Raw genomic sequence first — 17,944 nt, forward strand, 5'->3', positions numbered from 1 at the left:
CAAAGGTGTTTGTTAACACAATAATAACAATCACTTCTCAAGGCGAGGAATTCCTCAAGATAGGTTGTAATAACTTGACCTAAGTCTAGGGTAGCAATTAACGCCTTGCGCCTCCTAGCCTTCCCCCACCAGTTCTTCCTCCAAAATTACCACCTCTAATATTAGGTCGTATTGCTGGTCGAGTGGTTGGTCTTGTTGCAGGTCGAGTAACCGGCTTATTCGGCGCACGATCTAAAGTGGGTCTTTGTTTACTGTTCCATTTGGTTTGCAGCGTTTGCTTTTGTTCAGTGGTAAGCTGAGTATCAGACACTTTTTGACGTATCGCTTCCCGCTTATCCATTATCGCTTGCTGCTTATCTTCCGGCAGTGACTCAAACTTCTGATTAAAATCGTTTTTCAATGCGAGAATATCTGGGCCATCATCCTCTTTCCAGCCATCAATCTTATCTTTTATTTGATCTTGTTTTTCAGGATCGAGTGTATGCCACCAATTTTCGACAACTTGCTTAAATTCACCATCAGTATTACAACAATCAGGATAAACATGATCTTGATAAAACCAGAAATCATCATGCCACCAGCTATCGGTGTAATAGTAATTAGTTGAAGTAGAAGGAACCGATGAAGAGGAACAGCCAGCTAATATAGCAACAAGCAAGCTAACTAAAATACACTGACTTGTTTTGAAGGCTGTTTTTTTGAAGACTATTTTTTTGATGACCGATAGCATAATAACTCTCCTAGAATACCTCTTCACTGTACCTTAATTATACCCAATTAAAAATCCCACCTAATCGGAACTAGGTGGGATCTTGTCATGGTATCTTTCACTATTACCTACCAATGTAACAAGGCAAGTACATTATTTATTTTCTACTCGAGATTTAATATCGCTCCCGGTATCTTTTAATAAGGCTATCGGAGGAAAAATCACCCTACCTAAGTGATCTTAAAGTGATGAATACAAACTCATGTCTCACATATTGTTTACTCACAAAAAAGCCCTCAGAACTTTCACTCTGAGGGCTAATATCAATCAAATAAAAGCTACGTTTAACCTTTAAATACGGGTAAAACATCCATCATGGTCAAAAAGTGAAATACCGCGGTCGCCACACCAAATAATAGCACTGCGTATGGGAGCACTTTACCACCTGCAACCACAAAGCCCTGCTCTGCCCCTTTGCGCTGACGAGCTTTCAGTACAAGTAGTGCTGGAATGATACAAGTCCACACCGTTGCTGCCGCGCCTGCATAACCAATGGCTAAGATGAAGCCAAATGGGAACAATAACGATAGTACTAACGGTGGCATGAAAGTGACCGCCCAAGTTTTAGTACGGCCTGATTTACTACGGTTATCAAAACGGAATAAGTCAGCAATGTAATCAAACACCCCTAAACCAACCCCAATAAATGACGATAAAATCGCAGACACTGAGAAAATATTAATCGCTTGAGAGACTTTATCGGATGCCACCACGGTACCCAGGGCCCCCAATAGCACATCGACATTGCCATCTTGCTCAATCACTGGGCCAAACGAATCACGAGATAAGTGCCCAAAAATGCTCAGCAACCAAATCACATATAAGAACAAAGCAATTGAAGTCCCACCTAAAATCGCATATTTGGCTTTACGTTCTTCGCCATAATAAGCACGCATTGAAGCAACAGAGTGATGATAACCAAATGAGGTTAAAGCTATCGGCAGCAATGCCATAGCATATTTAGCGTATTCACCTTGTTGGTTTGTCGCATCCATCAATAAAGAGAAATCGATATGAACAGTTAAACCAAACACACCAAAGATAAAACTTAATAACATAGTGCCAATTAGCACAACTGAAATACGGTCAACTGCGCGAGTTGAATGCCACACTACGCTAGAAGCAATAAATACAAAGAGCACCGATGCGGTTTTACTTTCTAGCCCAAGTGAGCCTTGTAGAATCAAACCAAACGATGTGGTGTAGGCATAAAGTAAAATTCCACCCACGAAATACACCGTTAAGTTATTAAAGGCGTTCACCCTTTCACCTAATAAGTCCGATGTCACCGTATTAAACGACACATTCAAATCGTAATGCTTAAATGCTTCTAGCAATAACCAACCCGACACCGTCATTACCGCCATGGTTAAAGCAATCGCCAACACAGACCAAACCGTCCATGCGCCAGCCCCTGCACTTGGCAGCCCAAGCATGCCTGCACCAACACAGACACTTGCAATAATACAAGCGCCACCCACCAATGAAGGCTGTTTCGTTGTTGTCGTCGTTGTAACGGTAGTCATAATAGATTCTCTTTACGCTAAATTAAGCAAGTACATCCTGTACCCCTTAAAAACAAACAAGCATCAAGCGAAGAAGATAGGAAGTTGGCCGAAAACGGTATTCAAAAAGAAAGGCAACCAAGTTCTGTGCTGATGTATGCGCTCATCATAGCGATAACAACCAGACTAGTAAACTAGTTAGCTGATACAATATCGAACTTTTGTGATTTGGCAGAGGATCTGTTCTATTTTTAAACAAGGCATTATTTGAATACACGGGCGCTAATCACTACATTCCAATTGATCTAAATCAACAAAACTTAAGTTGCATTTAAAATACCACTTAATATCGATGGCCATGTTTCATTGAAGCGTTATGATGAACACTGCACTGATTAATGGAGCATATTATGAGCTTACAATGTGGAAAAACAAACCTAACTCAAGATCAATTAAGCCAACTAGAATCGATGCCAGCAGATCAACTTGCTGATTTGATTGAATCTACTCACCACCAATATATTCGAGAAACCGGGCCACAATTAATTGAAATGGCGGATAAACTGCTACGAGTGCATGGCGAAGAATCTGAGACCATTCAAAAGCTAACCCCATTAATTCACGCTCTAGTAGACGACCTCACCCCTCACTTATTTAAAGAAGAACGTATTCTCTTTCCTGCGATTCGTGGCCTTGCCACACAAACACCTCAACAAACCTGTTTTGGTCACATAGGCAACCCAATCCGTGTTATGACCCATGAGCATAATGAAGCTGATCAAATTGTAGTGGCATTGCAACAAGTAACTCAGAACTTCCAAGCTCCAGAAGAAGCCTGTCAAACCTGGCAACGTTGCTATAAAGTCTGCGAAGAGTTTTGCCAAGATTTAATCAATCACATACATATAGAAGATACGATTCTCTTTCCAGCTGCGATAGAAATGGCTGATTAAACTGCAAAAACTTATAGATAGAATGCAAAAACCCCAGACAACTGATTAAGTTATCTGGGGTTTCTTTGTATATGGCACGCCCTACAGGTTTCTAAGAGATCTTTTAACTCGGCTTAACTCACATTAATTTTTCTTAATAATCATATCGTTACAATGCATTCTTCGTTACCTTAGATTTAACGAAAATTGACCAAAATAGCCTATTTTTAACGTCATCGGCACGGCATAGGCACGGCAGGAAATGAGTATTAAGAGAGTTCAAATATGGTTTACAGCTTCAATTTTACAAAAAATTCACTCGTAAACATCGAGCCAGCATCAACAAGGAAAAGATATAGTGATTCAGGAGGCTCTAGCAGCGTTCAAGGATTAGGGCTAGAAGTAACAAAAAGTGGCACTAAAACCTTTAATTTTATTCAAAAGGTAAACGGGAAAAACCTGCAAATCACATTAGGCCGATTTCCTGAAATTACTGTTGAACAAGCAAGGAAGTTAGCTAGAGAGGCCGCTCATAAAATAGCATCAGGCGTTAATCCGAATGAAGAAAAACGTACAGCCCGTAATTACACAACTTTTGATCAGCTATTTGAATATTATGAAGCGTCATTTCGTCTCGATATCAAAGCAGGTAAACGCAGAGAAAGCAGCCTAAAAGGCCATGAGACTTTATACAGACTTCATATCAAACCTAAGCTTGGCAAGCGTACCATTGATAATTTTGCCAAAGATGAAGCAAAGTCCTTCCTTCAAAAAATATTAGCCAAGAAAGGCTATAGCTTGCACAACCATTCGTTAACCTTGCTTAAGTCGATGTTCAACCGTGCTGATATTGAGAAAAACCCTTTTGCAACCTTAAAGAAAATTGATGAAAGTGTCTTTAGGCGTGAGCGTACCCTATCAAAAGAGGAACTTTGTCGCCTACTCGATTCACTAGAACAAGAAGAACCCATTTATCAAGACTGTATATTATTGTTGCTATTAACAGGCCAACGTAAGTCCAATGTATTAGCGATGGAATGGAGCGAAATAAACCAAGATGCTCGAACATGGATCATTCCCGTCCATAAAATCAAAACCAAGAAACCGCATGTAGTTCCCCTCTCTCATGAAGCAATGAAGATCTTAGAAAGGCGCTCACTCGAAGCGGAAAAAGGCCAACAATATGTTTTTCCGAGTACTCGAAGTGCGACAGGTCATATTGCGGATAAAAGCGGAATGGGCGGATTCTGGAATAGAATAACCAAACGGGCTGGTTTATATGATCCGAATGATGCGAGTAAAAATTTACAGGTACACGATTTAAGGCGAACCTTAGCCACATATCAGGTTACCTCTGGCGGTTCACTTCAAGCAACAAGCCGACTTTTAGGCCACTCGAATATTGGCGTTACCGCTAGTGTTTACGCACATCTTTCGGTTGATCACATCCGAACAGAGCTAGAACACACCACTCGTTATATGCTGAGCTCGCCTTCCGAAACCGAATTAAACCGAATCAAGGCGGAAATATCTAGGTTAACCCAAACCGAACAAGCCGAATTGTTTCGGTTTATGCAGGAGTCTATTGGGTTAAATTAAGGCTATAGATTTGACATTTTCGAGTTACGAGCAAAATCAACAATAAGTTTATTCAGATAAATTTAAGCAAGGGAAAGTTCGATATCGAAGGAAAATTTCAATGAACCGTACATGTCTATTGGGTGCCGTCTCCCCCCTATCGTGTGTGTGGCTGTAATTACTTACACCCCATACAAAACCCGAAAAATTCCATATAAAACTTCGTGTCAAGACACGGGTCAAACATTTAATTCCTAAGGTGATGCAGAAACCTACGGAGGCAGACGACATAAATTAGCTATACGAGAAAATATACTCTTTTTTCTTTAGGCTATCTTTCAAATAATCAGGATCGCGCCAAGCTACTACAAAGTCATTCTTTAAGACTATGTTTCTCTGACTGACAGAATTGAATCCTACAGGTTTTTGTTTGCTATCGAAAGTTAATTTTTTAACTTCCTCCATAGTTGATATTCTGACAGACTCATCAATGTGAGGACATGCAAGATAATCGAAATAGAATATAAAATACTCTGTATCTATAAACATATCTTCGTGATTAAGTAAATATTCCGTTGCTAATTGCACCAATCTATTGTGAATTACTTTATATTGGGGGTTTGGTCCAACATAAAGCATAAAAGTAATCCAACGAAAGTAAAAATCGTTAGCTCCCGAGTTAGAGTTCAAAGAGTCAATGTATTCCTCGAGCTTACCTGAAGGAAGTTGATACTCCTCAGGCAACATAGTTAATATCATCAACAAATTAAGCGTTTCAAGACCGATAATATCATTAGCATAATCAATATAAATATTTATAGCTTGCTTTACTTGATCAAATATTTTCTTATATATGATATCAAGATGAACTTGTGGCCAATCGGATAACTTATGTATGATTTCGCTTATGAGTCTAGCTAACCTATCTGTTGGTCTAATTCTGATATCCATGGCGTGAATAAAAAACAAAACATCTAAATCGACAAGAATCCAGTTTATATGGTGATCACTCAACAAGTGAATACTGGATAGTTTTGATATATAAGAATGAGTTTTTTTAGTAACAGCACTAAATAAATAGTTGGAAATCGAGCTATACTCCACCTTATAAGTAGCCAATGCTATTTTTATATCAGATATTGCTCTATTAGCTTTTGAATCAGGTCTAAATAACTTAACAACAACGTCACCATCTTCTAATAGAGCATTATATCTCGATAAATAAAATTCATTTACAGTATTTCTTAAAGAATGTTTAGCTAATGAGATATCTGTGGAAAATGGTCTAGAAGCTATAGTTGTTTTCGCTTCATTTAAATACATTTTATAATTTAGCAAGCAAACTTCAAGATGCTTTACAATGCTAACCTTAACTTCATCCGAACGATAAAAAATAAAATAATCGTCAACATACCTTCTGAAATCATAATCCTTTGAAAGAGCATAGCCACTCTCTTGCATTCTATCTATCAAGTCCAGGTCTATTCTCTGCAATATAACTTCAGAAAATATTCTGCTGACTTCAGGTCCAATAATAATACCATTAGTTTCTCGATAATTTGTCAATTGCATCAAATTGTCGAATTCACCATCAAAGCTACCTTTAGATTTTGCTTTAGCTAAGCGTTTACTTTTTGTAGCCCAACCAATCGAATGAGTGTAAATACTTGGAAAACATTTCGATACATCAACCTGTAACATACTATGAAATTTTTTTTCAAGTCTATGATATTCATACGATTCGAAAAAACGATATAAAAACGGGTAAGTTTTATACTTAAAGTATGAGCTTGAGACAATACGATCTTCATGCTCTGCTTCCACTCCATTGGTAATCTTAGAACCCTGTTGAGTTTTGCCATAAAACTTAGTGGTTTTTCTATATGGGTGCCTTAAAGAGTGTTTAGATTTATTACAGTAGTACTCTATAAGATCCCCGTATGTCTCATAAAATTCACATACCTTTAACTGGGCTGCCGGATGCATTATTGATATTGAGCGAGGGGTTTTATTCCCACCACGACTAACCATATAATCTAATGGTATATAATAACCAGTGTCATTATCGAAATTAAGACCAGATATGGTACAATAAGAATTACGATGAGCATCATTATTAAATCGTTTATACATCGTAAAATTAGAGTACCACAAAGGCAGTTCATAAGGCAGAACATCTGTTAATAACGCTCTATACTCATCTTTAGTATTAACTTTAATTATCTTAGGCATTTTTCCAAATCTGCATTATTTTTGCGGTTTGCTTTCTAGAGAATTTACCAACATTCCTTTTCCTAACATTACCATAGAATGATATTTTCTTCATTTTTTCTATCTCTATTGGTGTTAAATTGAACCTTGTCTTATGCAATTGATTTAGAAGGAATCCATCAACAGATTTCAAACATTCAAAATCATCCGTAGAGTACTGATAATTATGAGCTATTCCAGCCAAAAGGTGACCATTACCCCCTTTTTTAACCACTTTTAATAAACTTAAAAACTCAACTCTTCGCTTTAATAATTTTATGTTTTTACTTTTTTTATTTTCACATAGCGACTTAAGTATTCTAAATTTTATTTTATTTATTTTTGAATTAGAAATGGAAACATTAACCTTGTTCGATTTTCCCCTCCTCTCCGTAACCTTAATCGAATAACCCAGATAATCAAAGTGTGCACTTTTAGTAGGACCAGAATATTTTTTACTATCATTCTGATTCAACTTTAGCCCCAAATCGAAAAGAGCATCATCAATATCTCTTTTTATTTTTTCTTTCTTACCATCTGTTGTAATCAATATTATATCATCAACATACCTAGCACTATAAATGACATCATTATTTAATGCTACTCTTCTATCAAGTTGTTCTAAATATAGTTCTGCAAGTGTCGGGCTTATTGACAAACCTCGTGGTAACCCAGAAAATCCAGATCCTAACTTAAGCTGTTGGTTAATTTTATTTAATAATTCAATACAATCTGGAGCTAAAATAAGATCATCCTGAAACTTTGTAATTATTTTATCAAAACTGATGCTTTCGTAACAGTTTTTAATATCTAGTCTAATTACATGATAATCCCCGGAATCTTTTAGCAATGTTATAATTTGCTTTACAATTCGGCTACGATCAGATTGTCTCACTTTATATATTCGCCTTATGAACCTATCAACAAGTTTAATGGCAAATGCATCCTCAGCTCGGCTAGGTGTAAAAACAGTTTTTCCATTCACTACTTTTTTTTTCATAGGAGACAGATTCAGACCATTTCTTTTCCAGTACTCAACTGTCTGCTCCAATGCAGCATCTACATCGCCAAATTTGGACAATAAGTTCCATCCCCACACATCGGTAGATGAAATAACTTTAGATAACTGTTCTTTATTAAAGACTTGTTTCAACATTATTATTTTAATCCAAAATAAAATAAATATTATAGCAATACCAGTAGACTTTGCATTTTTGTATTGGGGTTATGGTAAACAACAGATACTTTCCACATAGCACTCAATACCTAACTCATAACATAATCAACTATTAGGTATAATAGGTCAATTAATGGTGAAAGAAGTGCAGCTTAAAGTTTCTACGAACAAACAATTGGACCATATTTTAGCTACCACACTCCATTCCTGATAAATAGCACTTCGGGCAACAGTTCGTCTCACCATAACTGACATACCAAGCATAATCACAACGAGGACAATAGCGATTACCATTTCTTTCTCGATTCTTAATCATATCCTCAAGAACTCTATTTTTTTGTCCTACATTTAAGACGGATTTTGTGGGCTCCATTACTTGCTCTATACCAACTTGATTAACCTTATTTTGTTCAAATTGTTCAAACTTAGAAACTCTCTCCTCAAGTTCCTCATTTGCCCAACTTTCCGCCCATTGCTCTCTCGGGTGGTAAAGCCATTCTCTATCTCCTTCACACAAAACATACTTAACTATTTCATCTTGAAAAGATGCCCCTGCCTTAAAAACAAACTCTCTATAGCTCTCCGTCAAATCTTCAAGATCAATCCCTAACACGCCATAATTCTTGTGCTTTTCTATCTCGGGATATGGGCGACTTGAATAAGTGAAAAATATCCCTATCTTAACCCCTTTCACCTCGGCAACTATATCCATCTCAATGCTATCTAATGGAGCTTCTATTTGATAATTTTCTAAATTAAGCTTTTGTTCTTCGGTAACTACTATTGGGATTTTTAGGTGTCTATACTCTTGTTGCTCAGGCTCATAAGTTTGCTTTAAACGTGGTAATAGCCATTCATCACTTTGTTTTTCAGAAAAAATCTGCTTGATGACTAGGCGAGCTGCAACATAAAATGAATATTTACATTCAACCTTTTCATCAATATCTTCATCCACATTCTTATTGTGAGCAAAGTGATGAACGCGTTCAGAGTTACCTTTTCGAGCAACCAGTGATTGACCACAACTAGGACAAGTGCAATTGCACGCCTTACCACTGACAACTTGGGTAATATCTACTAACCGACCATTTTGTTCCGCAAAAGGTATTAATACCGACTTTCCCATGATCCACCTAAGCCAACTCCATATATTGATAAAATACAATATGTTGATTACCAGTTCCCTTACGCCTGATAAGTTTTGAGAGTGATATCAGCTTTGCGTTTATACAAATATCCATATTTCCATTAACCTGTTTAACCAATAACTAAAATGGTTAAACAGGTTAATGACTTAAAGCAAAACAGCCTTGCGACATGGCAAGGCTGTTGTTCAAAATGGTGTAACAGTTGGGATTTTATAAAAGGTTTTATTCGCCCTACCCCGCTTGCTTTCGATTAGGTTATCTTCAAACAATTTCTTAAGTGCTTTACCAATGGCTCTCACTTGGTTTTTACCTATATCGCAATAACTGCACACATCAGTTGCGGTCATCCATTCAAAGTCTCAGCTTTCCATTTCTACATCGATAAACTTATCATATAAAAGTTCGTACCAATTGCCTTTGAAATCGTGCACTTTGTTTACCTCGGCTACTCTGGCTCTTTCGGCATCGGTTAGCTCCCACGACTCACCATTCGCATACTTAAACCGAATCTCTAACCAAAACTGCTTAAGTTTTTCGGTTTCGATTTGGTTTAATCGTCCGTTGTTATATTGCCAACCTAATATTCGGTTAATTTCATCTAGGTTTATTTGGTTTAACAGCTCAATAACTGCGTATCGGCTTGAACCTGTATCATCCCGTAAAAATTCGGTTCCGTTTACGGTTGCAATGTAAACGGTTTGCCTTTTCTTTTTGATATCAGACCGACCATAAGGCGGCCTAACCGTATCGACTTCTCTGGTTAAAAAAGCTTTCAATGCGCCTTGGTTATTTTTTGAGGTTCGTTCTAACTCTCCTAGCTCAACAATCACGCTTCGAATGCAGGTTAAAACCGAATCTTTATTATCAGGATTAAGCTCTGCCCCTTCGAGAAACGAACCTGTAAACACATCGGCAAACCGCTTTATAAAGGCGGTTTTTCTAAATGACTGCCCACCTTGCAGCACTGGTACTAATTTTGAGCTAAATCTCGGTTCATAAACCGCAGCGACAACCGAAATAAAAAACTTAGTCATCACTATTTCGGCTAACTCCGGATCTTTACTGTTCATTGCGGCAATAACAGGGTTAACCCTTTCAATACCATCCCATTCACTATGGTTTAAATATTGCTTAAAAGGATGATATTCGTTGTTCTCTGCTAACGCTGTTAAATGATCATCAATCGTTGATTTAGGTAAGCCAGCTTTTAAACATTCACTTAAAAGCATACTGCGCTTTCTTTCAAAACTGATATCTAAAGGTGAGCCATCTTTCAATAGTTCAATTTCATTATTCATTTGGTTAACAGAAGGCGTTATTCCTAATGATTTGGTTAAAACAGCAAAGTTATCAAGTGTGCTGATCGGTTTGCCATTCAACGCTAAATCAGGGAAATAACATTGCGACTGTACGTTTGGTTTCAGTTCGAAAACTTGTTCACTCATTTCCATCATTATCTATCTCCATCTTTACCTATGAATTAAGCGGTATGAGTGAAAATTCGACCTTCAATAAAGGTATCGAGATCTTTTAAGGTGTAATAAACCTTACGACCTACTTTGATGAAAGGTAAATGATAACGGCCAGTGCTCGCCCAAACGGCTAACGTGCCTTCTGTTACTCCTAGATATTCCGCCGCCTTTTTACGGTTAAGTTTGTTACCAAAGCGACCTAAGTTAATGTTTGTATTTTCCATGTTTAATCTTCCTTAATAGTGTTATCCCGAATTGGATGAAACAAAATTAAGTTCTATGGACCTTACAGACAATCAATTGAGGGGTACGGTTTTTTAAAGTAATGATGAACCAATGAATCGTAACTCACTGTAAAATGGTATTTTTAATCAGGTACGGATGGAAATTTATGCTTTTACTAAAAGCTAAAAGCAACCATACATATGTTTGCTTTTAGCTGAATATTATCGCTCTAGACGACTTTAAAGTTAGTCACCATGCTCTGAACTCGCCCACCTAAAAATGAACCACTTACATCTAGCTCTAGCAAGCAAGGGAATCTGAGTTTTTCCAATTCTGGTATTAACTCCTCATTGAATGCTATTTGGGTTAATTCATAGCCTCCACAAGAACGAATTGTATAATTACTTGAGCCAGTGGATTGTATTGGCTTCGCTACCAACAAAGTCGAAAAATCAAAATCTCGATTATTCTTTTTTGAATAGCCATAAGCTGAGTTATACCCTAAAACAATCAGTTCACTATTTGTCTTTGGTTTTAGCAATTCTGATTTAGAAACTAGCCCTAATTTATTTGAAACAACGGAGATAATCTTTTCATCAAGTATTGAAACTTCAAATCTAAGGTCATTTTCTAAGTGTACTTTCATTGCTTCATGATCAGGGTGATATGCCCAGTATCTTGGGGCATCATAAATGACTCCTTGCTTTAAAGTATCAAGCGTATCCATTGCTGAATAGTCAGACATATCAATGACCAACATTGGAGTGCCGTCTAACTTTACTTTCTCTAGCTTTTCCTCTGAGACATCATTACTCACCACAATTTCTATATACAACTTTTTACCTAATGCATTACATGTCACATCAGGAATAAACCCGATAGAAGCTAATTCTAGTGAAACACTTTCCACGGTTAACACTTTCGATTCTTCGATATGTGACTTTTTATGGACTTGATCGCTAATATCATAATCTTCAACATTAATCTCTAAGTTAGGTGTCGAAACTAAGCACTCCCATTCAATAATTTGCTTACTAAGTTGATGTAATACAGACTCGTTACAACTCTCTCCATCTCCATTATGATGAGCAAAGTGATGGACTTTCACATCACCTTTTTTCGCAATTAATGCTCCCCCACAACTTATACATTTTGCTTCACACTCTAGCCCCCTCTGAACCTCATCAATGTAAACAACATTTTCATCTTTTAGCCCATATGCCATTGTATTTAATTCGTTCATTTTGCTTTCCTCAAGTTGATTGATTTTATGCAAAGTCACATTCTTTGCGGTCAACTTGAAGATGCTCTCAAAACACTGATAGATATAGGGTATAAAGGGGGATTACCCTGTATTATCCCTTTTGGACGGAGGATGGAGTCGACAAATGAATACGGATATTAAACAACTAAATGAAGCGATCAAAGTCGCTGAAATATTTTGGGATGAATACAACAATAAGGATAAAAGCAATAATTGCTGGAGTGTATTTACAGGCTTATTACAGTTAACTCAAACCTGTCCAGCCTTAGAAGCAGAGAAAATTGATGAGTGTTTCTTTTCAACAAAAGAACTAGCGGAAAAACTCAGTGAATTAAACCAGAAACAATCTAACTTTTATCAAGGTAAAGAAATAAACCGACTTTACAATGAGGTCACAAAACGCCTTAATGAAGTAAACCGCCGATTAGTTGAAATTGCACACGATACAGGTGTAGCCGTCATTCCTTCAATAGAGAAAACGCAAACAAGTGGCGGTAAAGGAAATCAATCCTCATACCGTTTTATAGCTCGGCCTATTGACGATATAGAATTAAAGAAGCCCGATTTATCTCTAAATGATGAAAATAAGCTAAATTCAACAGTAGTTAGTTACCATATCGAGTCCACACCTAAGTTACCTATTTGGTCTCGTTGGCTTAATGATATCGATATGCAGAGATATCGTTTACCTATATTACTTTTAACCATTAGCCCCGTATTAGCGGTGATAATTTCAGTCATCTTATTCTGGCTTAGTTTAAGTTATGACATTCCTTATAACTCCAGCATCATTATAGGATTGCTTATCTATAGCTTTATATTTTGCCTCTGCTTTCATTACTTATTCTCACTGATTAATTTCAATATAGCTTTATTGCCTGATTGGATGCTTCCGCTTCGTCTTAAAGCAGCAACCTTACGCTATGAACTACATGAACCAAATAGTGAACATATAAGTACGATCAGAAAGTTATGTGTGAGGGTTTATACTGGTAAGTGTCCTATTTGCTCACATCGAATTTATCTCCAAGCAAAAGGGATACCGTTTAATAAACGAATCATTGGTGTGTGCAGTAACAACCCAATTGAGCATCAATTTAGTTTTGATTACACCACGCTCAAAGGTGAAAAACTTACATGTTAATTTCGCTGTTTTTTAAGCTTATTGATTTGCTCGTTTAAAGCTGATTTTTCGAGATTTGGAAAAGTCGTTTTTCGAGTTTCTACTCTCGGCTTTTCACCGTTCACAGACTTGTAAGTGATCTTTAATTCAAGGTCATTGAATGGTTGGTTTGAATCTAATACATCCTCTACTGCAATCGACTTACCTTGGTAATAACGTTTGTAGTTGGTATAGACCCGATTTGCTGCTTTTTCTGAATAGCTGCCTTCTAAGCAGACGGTAAGAAATAGAATAAACTCACTAGAGCGAGAAAGCTTAATCTCTTTCGACCAATCCTTCCAAAGCTTAGTTAGCACTTCATAACGGTAATAATTGCGGCTTTCTGGCGTTGTCACGTTTAAAGACTGGTTTCCAGTATGCAAATCACTCTCGAATACATAAACGCCCTTCTGGTGCTCAATAAACGCTTTTAATTGTTTTTGAATTCTCTCAACTGGTTTGTCATCTAACGGATAGCTATCGTTTAGAAGATCGGCCATCTCAAAATAAGAACGGGGATCTTTGTCTTGAACGTCATCAAGTAGGCTTTGAACTTTACCGAGTAATTGAATTGCAGTCTTAATTGATTTTAATTCAGGGGTAGCAGGAACTTGTTTTAGTAGACTTTCGCACTCTTCAACTTGAAGAACGGATAAACCTAAACTTTTCAATTCATGCTGTTGAGATTTAGATAAAAACTTCGCCATATCAATCATTGCTATATTCCAAGTGATAACAACAAATTACCGAATAATGATGGTATTGAGTAATGAGCAGGCTAAATTTGTGAAAAGGTGCTCATTTGTAATAGTTATTGTGGAATTAACAAAGATTTTTTAGGATGGGTGCGTTCGTATGATTATTTAACGAAACTTAATTTGAGCGGCACGGCATAGGCACGGCACAAAAAGAAAAAGCCTCGTAAATACATGATTTACAAGGCTTCTCTTTGAATAATGGCACGCCCTACAGGATTCGAACCTGTGACCACCTGCTTAGAAGGCAGGTGCTCTATCCAGCTGAGCTAAGGGCGCTTTGAGTGGGGAATTATACGAGATGAATGCGTTAGGTCAATGGCTTTATGGTTGATTATGGCTTAAGTGCTGAAAAAAAAGGCATTGTTCATTTCTGCCAATTGTTAGAATGAGTTTCCCTTTTGTGAAAAATGAAAATAAACCTCATTAGCAAACGTTTGCGTTATGGATATTGATCACATTATTTGCGACAATACGCCGCGTTGTCTACTGCTGCTAGTCTAATGAGGATAGTAAGGAAAACCATGACTGCTCAAATTATTGATGGAAAGTTAATATCTCAAACCGTTCGTTCGGAAGTAAAAGCTCGTGTCCAGGCTCGTGTTGAAGCGGGTTTACGTGCTCCAGGTCTTGCTGTGGTACTAGTCGGCAGCGATCCAGCTTCGCAAGTGTATGTGGGAAGTAAGCGTCGCGCTTGTGAAGAAGTTGGCTTTGTTTCTAAATCTTATGATTTACCGACTACCACCACAGAAGCTGAGTTACTTGAAATAGTTGAGCAACTTAACAATGATCCTGAAATTGATGGTATCCTTGTTCAACTGCCTCTGCCTGCTGGCATTGATAGCACCAAAGTTTTAGAAACTATCCATCCTGAAAAAGATGTCGATGGTTTCCACCCATACAACGTAGGCCGTTTATCTCAACGTATTCCTAAACTACGTTCTTGCACCCCAAAAGGTATTATCACTCTACTAGAACGTTACAATATTGATACTCGCGGCAAACATGCTGTTGTGGTTGGCGCTTCAAATATCGTTGGTCGTCCAATGACGCTTGAATTATTGCTAGCGGGTTGCACTACCACTACCTGTCACCGCTTTACTAAAGATCTTGAAGGCCATGTTCGCCAAGCGGATCTACTGGTTGTAGCGGTAGGTAAACCAAACTTTATTCCAGGTGCTTGGATTAAAAAAGGCGCGATTGTGATCGATGTCGGTATCAACCGCATGGAAAACGGCAAACTTATTGGCGATGTGGAATACGATGTTGCAAAAGACAATGCCAGCCATATTACGCCTGTCCCAGGTGGTGTTGGCCCTATGACGGTAGCAAGCCTAATTGAAAACACTATGTATGCGTGTGAGAACTACACCAAATAAGCAAACATATAATGAATAAAAAATACCCCAGCTCATGATGATGAACTGGGGTATTTTATTTTGATATAATTTTTCTTTACTCAACAATCTTATCGGCCAAAGTACTTACAGCCAATGCAAAATAATATGAACGATTCCAATGCATTAGTACATTATAATTGTTGTATACTAAGTAGCTGCGACCCGCTTCATCATCCGGCATGATCAGCCATGCTTTAATGTCTTCGTTTAACTTAGGTAATGGCGAGCCATCTAAGTTAGTAATGCCTAATTTTTGCCATTCTTGTAAGTATTTACCCTTTTCAGAATCACGGCCTTGTAGATCAGAATCGATACCATGTGGCACTTGAATCTGACGTCCCCATGTATATTTATCATCCCAACCTTCGGTTTTTAGATAGTTGGCAGTCGAGGCAAACACATCAGCAGTAGTCGTCCAGATATCTTTTTTACCATCGTTATTCCCATCTTGCGCATAAGCTAAGAACGAAGTAGGCATAAACTGACATTGACCCATCGCACCCGCCCATGAGCCTTTCATATCTTCCGCGCTAATATGGCCTTCATCGATAATTTGTAGAGCCGCCATAGTTTGCTTACGGAATAACGCCTCACGACGTCCATCAAAGGCTAAGGTAGATAAAGCACCAACCACATTATGATTACCGGTATAACGGCCAAAATTACTTTCTACGCCCCATAGCGCGACAATAAAGCGTGGTTGCACACCGTAAGTTTCACCAATACGCTTCAGGTCATCGAAATGCTCATGATACAAACGCTTTGCTTGTTTGATTTTCCAAACAGGCACTGCGCGGGGAATATACTCATCGAGCGTCAGTTTCTTCTCAGGTTGATTATTATCCGCTTTCACTGAATGTGGCTTAAAAACTACATCTTTAAACGCCGCTTGAATCGTTGCGTCGGTAATGCCGTTCTCTTTTGCTTCTTGTTTTAATGTCTCAAGGTAAGCATTAAATTTCATTTCTTGCGTAGCAGTATCATCCACCGTCGCCGCTACTTCAGTGGTAGCCATCGCCGAAAAGCTCACTAAACCGGCTAACAATATTGCGGAAATGCTGAGTGGCTTGATATTCATACCTATCCTTTTTTATTTTACTGCTCTGATTTACGAGCTTTATATTCATCCAATAAATTCACTGGCGGTGGTGGCAATTGTAGAAAATAGCCATCATCTTTTAGTGATTGTTTTACTTTCTCAATATCCACTAAAGCAAGCTTACGACCTTCCATTTTCATTACCATTACAAAAGTTGGCTTACCAAACATTTCAAGTAGAGTACTTGGCACATCTGAAAAATCATCTTTTTTCAGAATGTAGAGGTACATGCCTTCTTTCTTGCTGCTTTTATAAACAAAACACAACATAGTGGATCCTTTTTTAATGCTTATTGTCTATATCCAAATAACCTAAAGTACGGGGTTGAGCATATACTAATCAAACACCGATATCACAACGACTTTCACTTGGATTTAGCCTCATTTTTTATCATTATGACAGGCAATTAACCTAATGATACTTTAAATAGACTATAACATTGTCAGTCTTGATATAGTTACTGTTTCCAATGCTCATTTTAGCATTTTCAGTAATGACTATTTTTTCGTGCATTCAACACTCAGAGTAATCATGTCTATGGCGACCAAACCAAATTTAAAAGGCAGTAGTTTTGCTTTATCTGTTCTTCATATCACCGAAGATAATGTCGAAGATAGCTTACAATTTTTATATAACAAAGTTGAACAAGCTCCTGCATTTTTCACCCATGCCCCATTGGTGGTCAATATTGAGAAAGCACCACAACTTGACATAGATTTCACCCGATTACGTCAAGGTATTGTGAAAGCTGGAATGGTACCCGTCGGCGTGACAGGTAGCCAAAGTAACGTAGTTAAAAACCATGCTGCTGACGCTGGTTTTGCTGTGATGTCGACCAGTAAATCAGGTTACGAAGCTCCAGCAGAAATGGTACCAACCAAAGTCATTAGAACGCCTATTCGTTCAGGACAACAGGTCTATGCTAAAGATGGTGATCTCGTGATCTTAAATCATGTCAGTGCCGGAGCCGAAGTGATTGCTGATGGCAGCATCCATATCCATGGGACTTGTCGAGGAAAAGTAATGGCTGGGGCCAGTGGCCAAAAAGGCGCGATGATTTTATGCGATGATCTACAAGCAGAATTAGTCTCCATTGCTGGCCACTATTATTTAAGTGACCAAATCGTACCGGAACATTGGCAGCAAAAAATGCTCGTCACACTACAAGATGAACAATTAAATTTCGATAAAATCAAATAAAAATAACT

The 17,944-nt window shown here is 37.8% G+C and carries 16 protein-coding genes and 1 tRNA gene; 5 read left to right on the forward strand and 12 right to left on the reverse strand.

The genetic code is table 11. The features are described 5' to 3' along the window. Positions 1 to 97 precede the first annotated feature (97 nt). Both ACE3G9_RS09660 and ACE3G9_RS09665 read right to left on the reverse strand, forming a co-directional pair. On the reverse strand, positions 98 to 730 hold the full coding sequence (locus ACE3G9_RS09660; protein ID WP_449219015.1) for a hypothetical protein: 633 nt from the start codon (positions 728 to 730) through the stop codon (positions 98 to 100). A gap of 323 nt (positions 731 to 1,053) precedes the next feature. Continuing rightward, entirely contained in the window at positions 1,054 to 2,295 is a 1,242-nt protein-coding gene (locus ACE3G9_RS09665; RefSeq protein ID WP_417879187.1) for an aromatic amino acid transporter, read from the reverse strand. Positions 2,296 to 2,684: 389 nt separating this feature from the next. Between ACE3G9_RS09665 and ACE3G9_RS09670 the strand changes: the two genes are divergently transcribed. Next, complete coding sequence (locus tag ACE3G9_RS09670; RefSeq protein WP_417879188.1) at positions 2,685 to 3,227, forward strand: hemerythrin domain-containing protein; 543 nt, start codon at positions 2,685 to 2,687, stop codon at positions 3,225 to 3,227. A 264-nt stretch (positions 3,228 to 3,491) separates the two neighbouring features. After that, positions 3,492 to 4,805 carry a tyrosine-type recombinase/integrase gene (locus tag ACE3G9_RS09675; RefSeq protein WP_449219016.1) on the forward strand — a complete coding sequence of 438 codons (1,314 nt, stop codon included), beginning with the start codon at positions 3,492 to 3,494 and terminating at the stop codon, positions 4,803 to 4,805. 273 nt (positions 4,806 to 5,078) lie between these two features. On the opposite strand, the gene drt3b is transcribed toward ACE3G9_RS09675, so the two are convergent. From drt3b to ACE3G9_RS09705, 6 genes are all read right to left on the reverse strand, one after another. Next, positions 5,079 to 7,016, reverse strand: a complete 1,938-nt coding sequence (gene drt3b / locus ACE3G9_RS09680; protein ID WP_449219017.1) for an antiviral reverse transcriptase Drt3b — start codon at positions 7,014 to 7,016, stop codon at positions 5,079 to 5,081. Then, complete coding sequence (gene drt3a / locus ACE3G9_RS09685) at positions 7,009 to 8,190, reverse strand: antiviral reverse transcriptase Drt3a (RefSeq protein ID WP_449219018.1); 1,182 nt, start codon at positions 8,188 to 8,190, stop codon at positions 7,009 to 7,011. The genes drt3b and drt3a overlap by 8 nt, the downstream gene beginning before the upstream one ends. A gap of 208 nt (positions 8,191 to 8,398) precedes the next feature. Then, a complete protein-coding gene (locus tag ACE3G9_RS09690; RefSeq protein ID WP_449219019.1) occupies positions 8,399 to 9,337 on the reverse strand; it encodes a hypothetical protein in 939 nt (312 codons plus the stop codon). A gap of 381 nt (positions 9,338 to 9,718) precedes the next feature. Beyond that, on the reverse strand, positions 9,719 to 10,813 hold the full coding sequence (locus ACE3G9_RS09695) for a VapE domain-containing protein (protein WP_449219020.1): 1,095 nt from the start codon (positions 10,811 to 10,813) through the stop codon (positions 9,719 to 9,721). A 26-nt stretch (positions 10,814 to 10,839) separates the two neighbouring features. Further along, a complete protein-coding gene (locus ACE3G9_RS09700; RefSeq protein WP_017026015.1) occupies positions 10,840 to 11,055 on the reverse strand; it encodes a helix-turn-helix domain-containing protein in 216 nt (71 codons plus the stop codon). Positions 11,056 to 11,285: 230 nt separating this feature from the next. Then, positions 11,286 to 12,299 carry a hypothetical protein gene (locus ACE3G9_RS09705; RefSeq protein ID WP_449219021.1) on the reverse strand — a complete coding sequence of 338 codons (1,014 nt, stop codon included), beginning with the start codon at positions 12,297 to 12,299 and terminating at the stop codon, positions 11,286 to 11,288. Positions 12,300 to 12,444: 145 nt separating this feature from the next. Here ACE3G9_RS09705 and ACE3G9_RS09710 point away from each other — a divergent pair, with 145 nt between their 5' ends. Beyond that, on the forward strand, positions 12,445 to 13,464 hold the full coding sequence (locus tag ACE3G9_RS09710; protein ID WP_449219022.1) for a hypothetical protein: 1,020 nt from the start codon (positions 12,445 to 12,447) through the stop codon (positions 13,462 to 13,464). On the opposite strand, the gene ACE3G9_RS09715 is transcribed toward ACE3G9_RS09710, so the two are convergent. After that, positions 13,461 to 14,189 (reverse strand): hypothetical protein, encoded by a 729-nt coding sequence (locus ACE3G9_RS09715; RefSeq protein WP_449219023.1) that lies wholly within the window; start codon positions 14,187 to 14,189, stop codon positions 13,461 to 13,463. The two genes, ACE3G9_RS09710 and ACE3G9_RS09715, sit on opposite strands and share 4 nt — an antisense overlap. 250 nt (positions 14,190 to 14,439) lie before the next feature. After that, positions 14,440 to 14,516, reverse strand: a tRNA-Arg gene (locus ACE3G9_RS09720). Positions 14,517 to 14,761: 245 nt separating this feature from the next. On the opposite strand from ACE3G9_RS09720, the gene folD reads away from it, so the two are divergent. Further along, positions 14,762 to 15,616 (forward strand): bifunctional methylenetetrahydrofolate dehydrogenase/methenyltetrahydrofolate cyclohydrolase FolD, encoded by an 855-nt coding sequence (folD, locus tag ACE3G9_RS09725; RefSeq protein ID WP_417879196.1) that lies wholly within the window; start codon positions 14,762 to 14,764, stop codon positions 15,614 to 15,616. 76 nt (positions 15,617 to 15,692) lie between these two features. Here folD and ACE3G9_RS09730 read toward each other — a convergent pair whose 3' ends face one another. Both ACE3G9_RS09730 and ACE3G9_RS09735 read right to left on the reverse strand, forming a co-directional pair. Continuing rightward, the gene (locus ACE3G9_RS09730) at positions 15,693 to 16,652 is read right to left on the reverse strand and encodes a lytic murein transglycosylase (RefSeq protein ID WP_449219057.1); all 960 of its coding nucleotides are present in this window, start codon (positions 16,650 to 16,652) and stop codon (positions 15,693 to 15,695) included. An 80-nt stretch (positions 16,653 to 16,732) separates the two neighbouring features. Then, positions 16,733 to 17,005, reverse strand: a complete 273-nt coding sequence (locus ACE3G9_RS09735) for a YcgL domain-containing protein (protein WP_417879197.1) — start codon at positions 17,003 to 17,005, stop codon at positions 16,733 to 16,735. A gap of 268 nt (positions 17,006 to 17,273) precedes the next feature. Between ACE3G9_RS09735 and minC the strand changes: the two genes are divergently transcribed. Beyond that, on the forward strand, positions 17,274 to 17,936 hold the full coding sequence (gene minC, locus ACE3G9_RS09740; RefSeq protein WP_417879493.1) for a septum site-determining protein MinC: 663 nt from the start codon (positions 17,274 to 17,276) through the stop codon (positions 17,934 to 17,936). The last annotated feature ends 8 nt before the right edge of the window (positions 17,937 to 17,944 follow it).

Source organism: Vibrio sp. E150_018 (genome assembly GCF_053544035.1).

What these genes read in the sequence shown, in the direction of transcription:
- ACE3G9_RS09660 (WP_449219015.1), bottom strand. Translation starts at nt 730, where the DNA reads ATGCTATCGGTCATCAAAAAAATAGTCTTCAAAAAAACAGCCTTCAAA.
- ACE3G9_RS09665 (WP_417879187.1), bottom strand. Translation starts at nt 2,295, where the DNA reads ATGACTACCGTTACAACGACGACAACAACGAAACAGCCTTCATTGGTG.
- ACE3G9_RS09670 (WP_417879188.1), top strand. Translation starts at nt 2,685, where the DNA reads ATGAGCTTACAATGTGGAAAAACAAACCTAACTCAAGATCAATTAAGC.
- ACE3G9_RS09675 (WP_449219016.1), top strand. Translation starts at nt 3,492, where the DNA reads ATGGTTTACAGCTTCAATTTTACAAAAAATTCACTCGTAAACATCGAG.
- drt3b (WP_449219017.1), bottom strand. Translation starts at nt 7,016, where the DNA reads ATGCCTAAGATAATTAAAGTTAATACTAAAGATGAGTATAGAGCGTTA.
- drt3a (WP_449219018.1), bottom strand. Translation starts at nt 8,190, where the DNA reads ATGTTGAAACAAGTCTTTAATAAAGAACAGTTATCTAAAGTTATTTCA.
- ACE3G9_RS09690 (WP_449219019.1), bottom strand. Translation starts at nt 9,337, where the DNA reads ATGGGAAAGTCGGTATTAATACCTTTTGCGGAACAAAATGGTCGGTTA.
- ACE3G9_RS09695 (WP_449219020.1), bottom strand. Translation starts at nt 10,813, where the DNA reads ATGATGGAAATGAGTGAACAAGTTTTCGAACTGAAACCAAACGTACAG.
- ACE3G9_RS09700 (WP_017026015.1), bottom strand. Translation starts at nt 11,055, where the DNA reads ATGGAAAATACAAACATTAACTTAGGTCGCTTTGGTAACAAACTTAAC.
- ACE3G9_RS09705 (WP_449219021.1), bottom strand. Translation starts at nt 12,299, where the DNA reads ATGAACGAATTAAATACAATGGCATATGGGCTAAAAGATGAAAATGTT.
- ACE3G9_RS09710 (WP_449219022.1), top strand. Translation starts at nt 12,445, where the DNA reads ATGAATACGGATATTAAACAACTAAATGAAGCGATCAAAGTCGCTGAA.
- ACE3G9_RS09715 (WP_449219023.1), bottom strand. Translation starts at nt 14,189, where the DNA reads ATGGCGAAGTTTTTATCTAAATCTCAACAGCATGAATTGAAAAGTTTA.
- folD (WP_417879196.1), top strand. Translation starts at nt 14,762, where the DNA reads ATGACTGCTCAAATTATTGATGGAAAGTTAATATCTCAAACCGTTCGT.
- ACE3G9_RS09730 (WP_449219057.1), bottom strand. Translation starts at nt 16,652, where the DNA reads ATGGCTACCACTGAAGTAGCGGCGACGGTGGATGATACTGCTACGCAA.
- ACE3G9_RS09735 (WP_417879197.1), bottom strand. Translation starts at nt 17,005, where the DNA reads ATGTTGTGTTTTGTTTATAAAAGCAGCAAGAAAGAAGGCATGTACCTC.
- minC (WP_417879493.1), top strand. Translation starts at nt 17,274, where the DNA reads ATGGCGACCAAACCAAATTTAAAAGGCAGTAGTTTTGCTTTATCTGTT.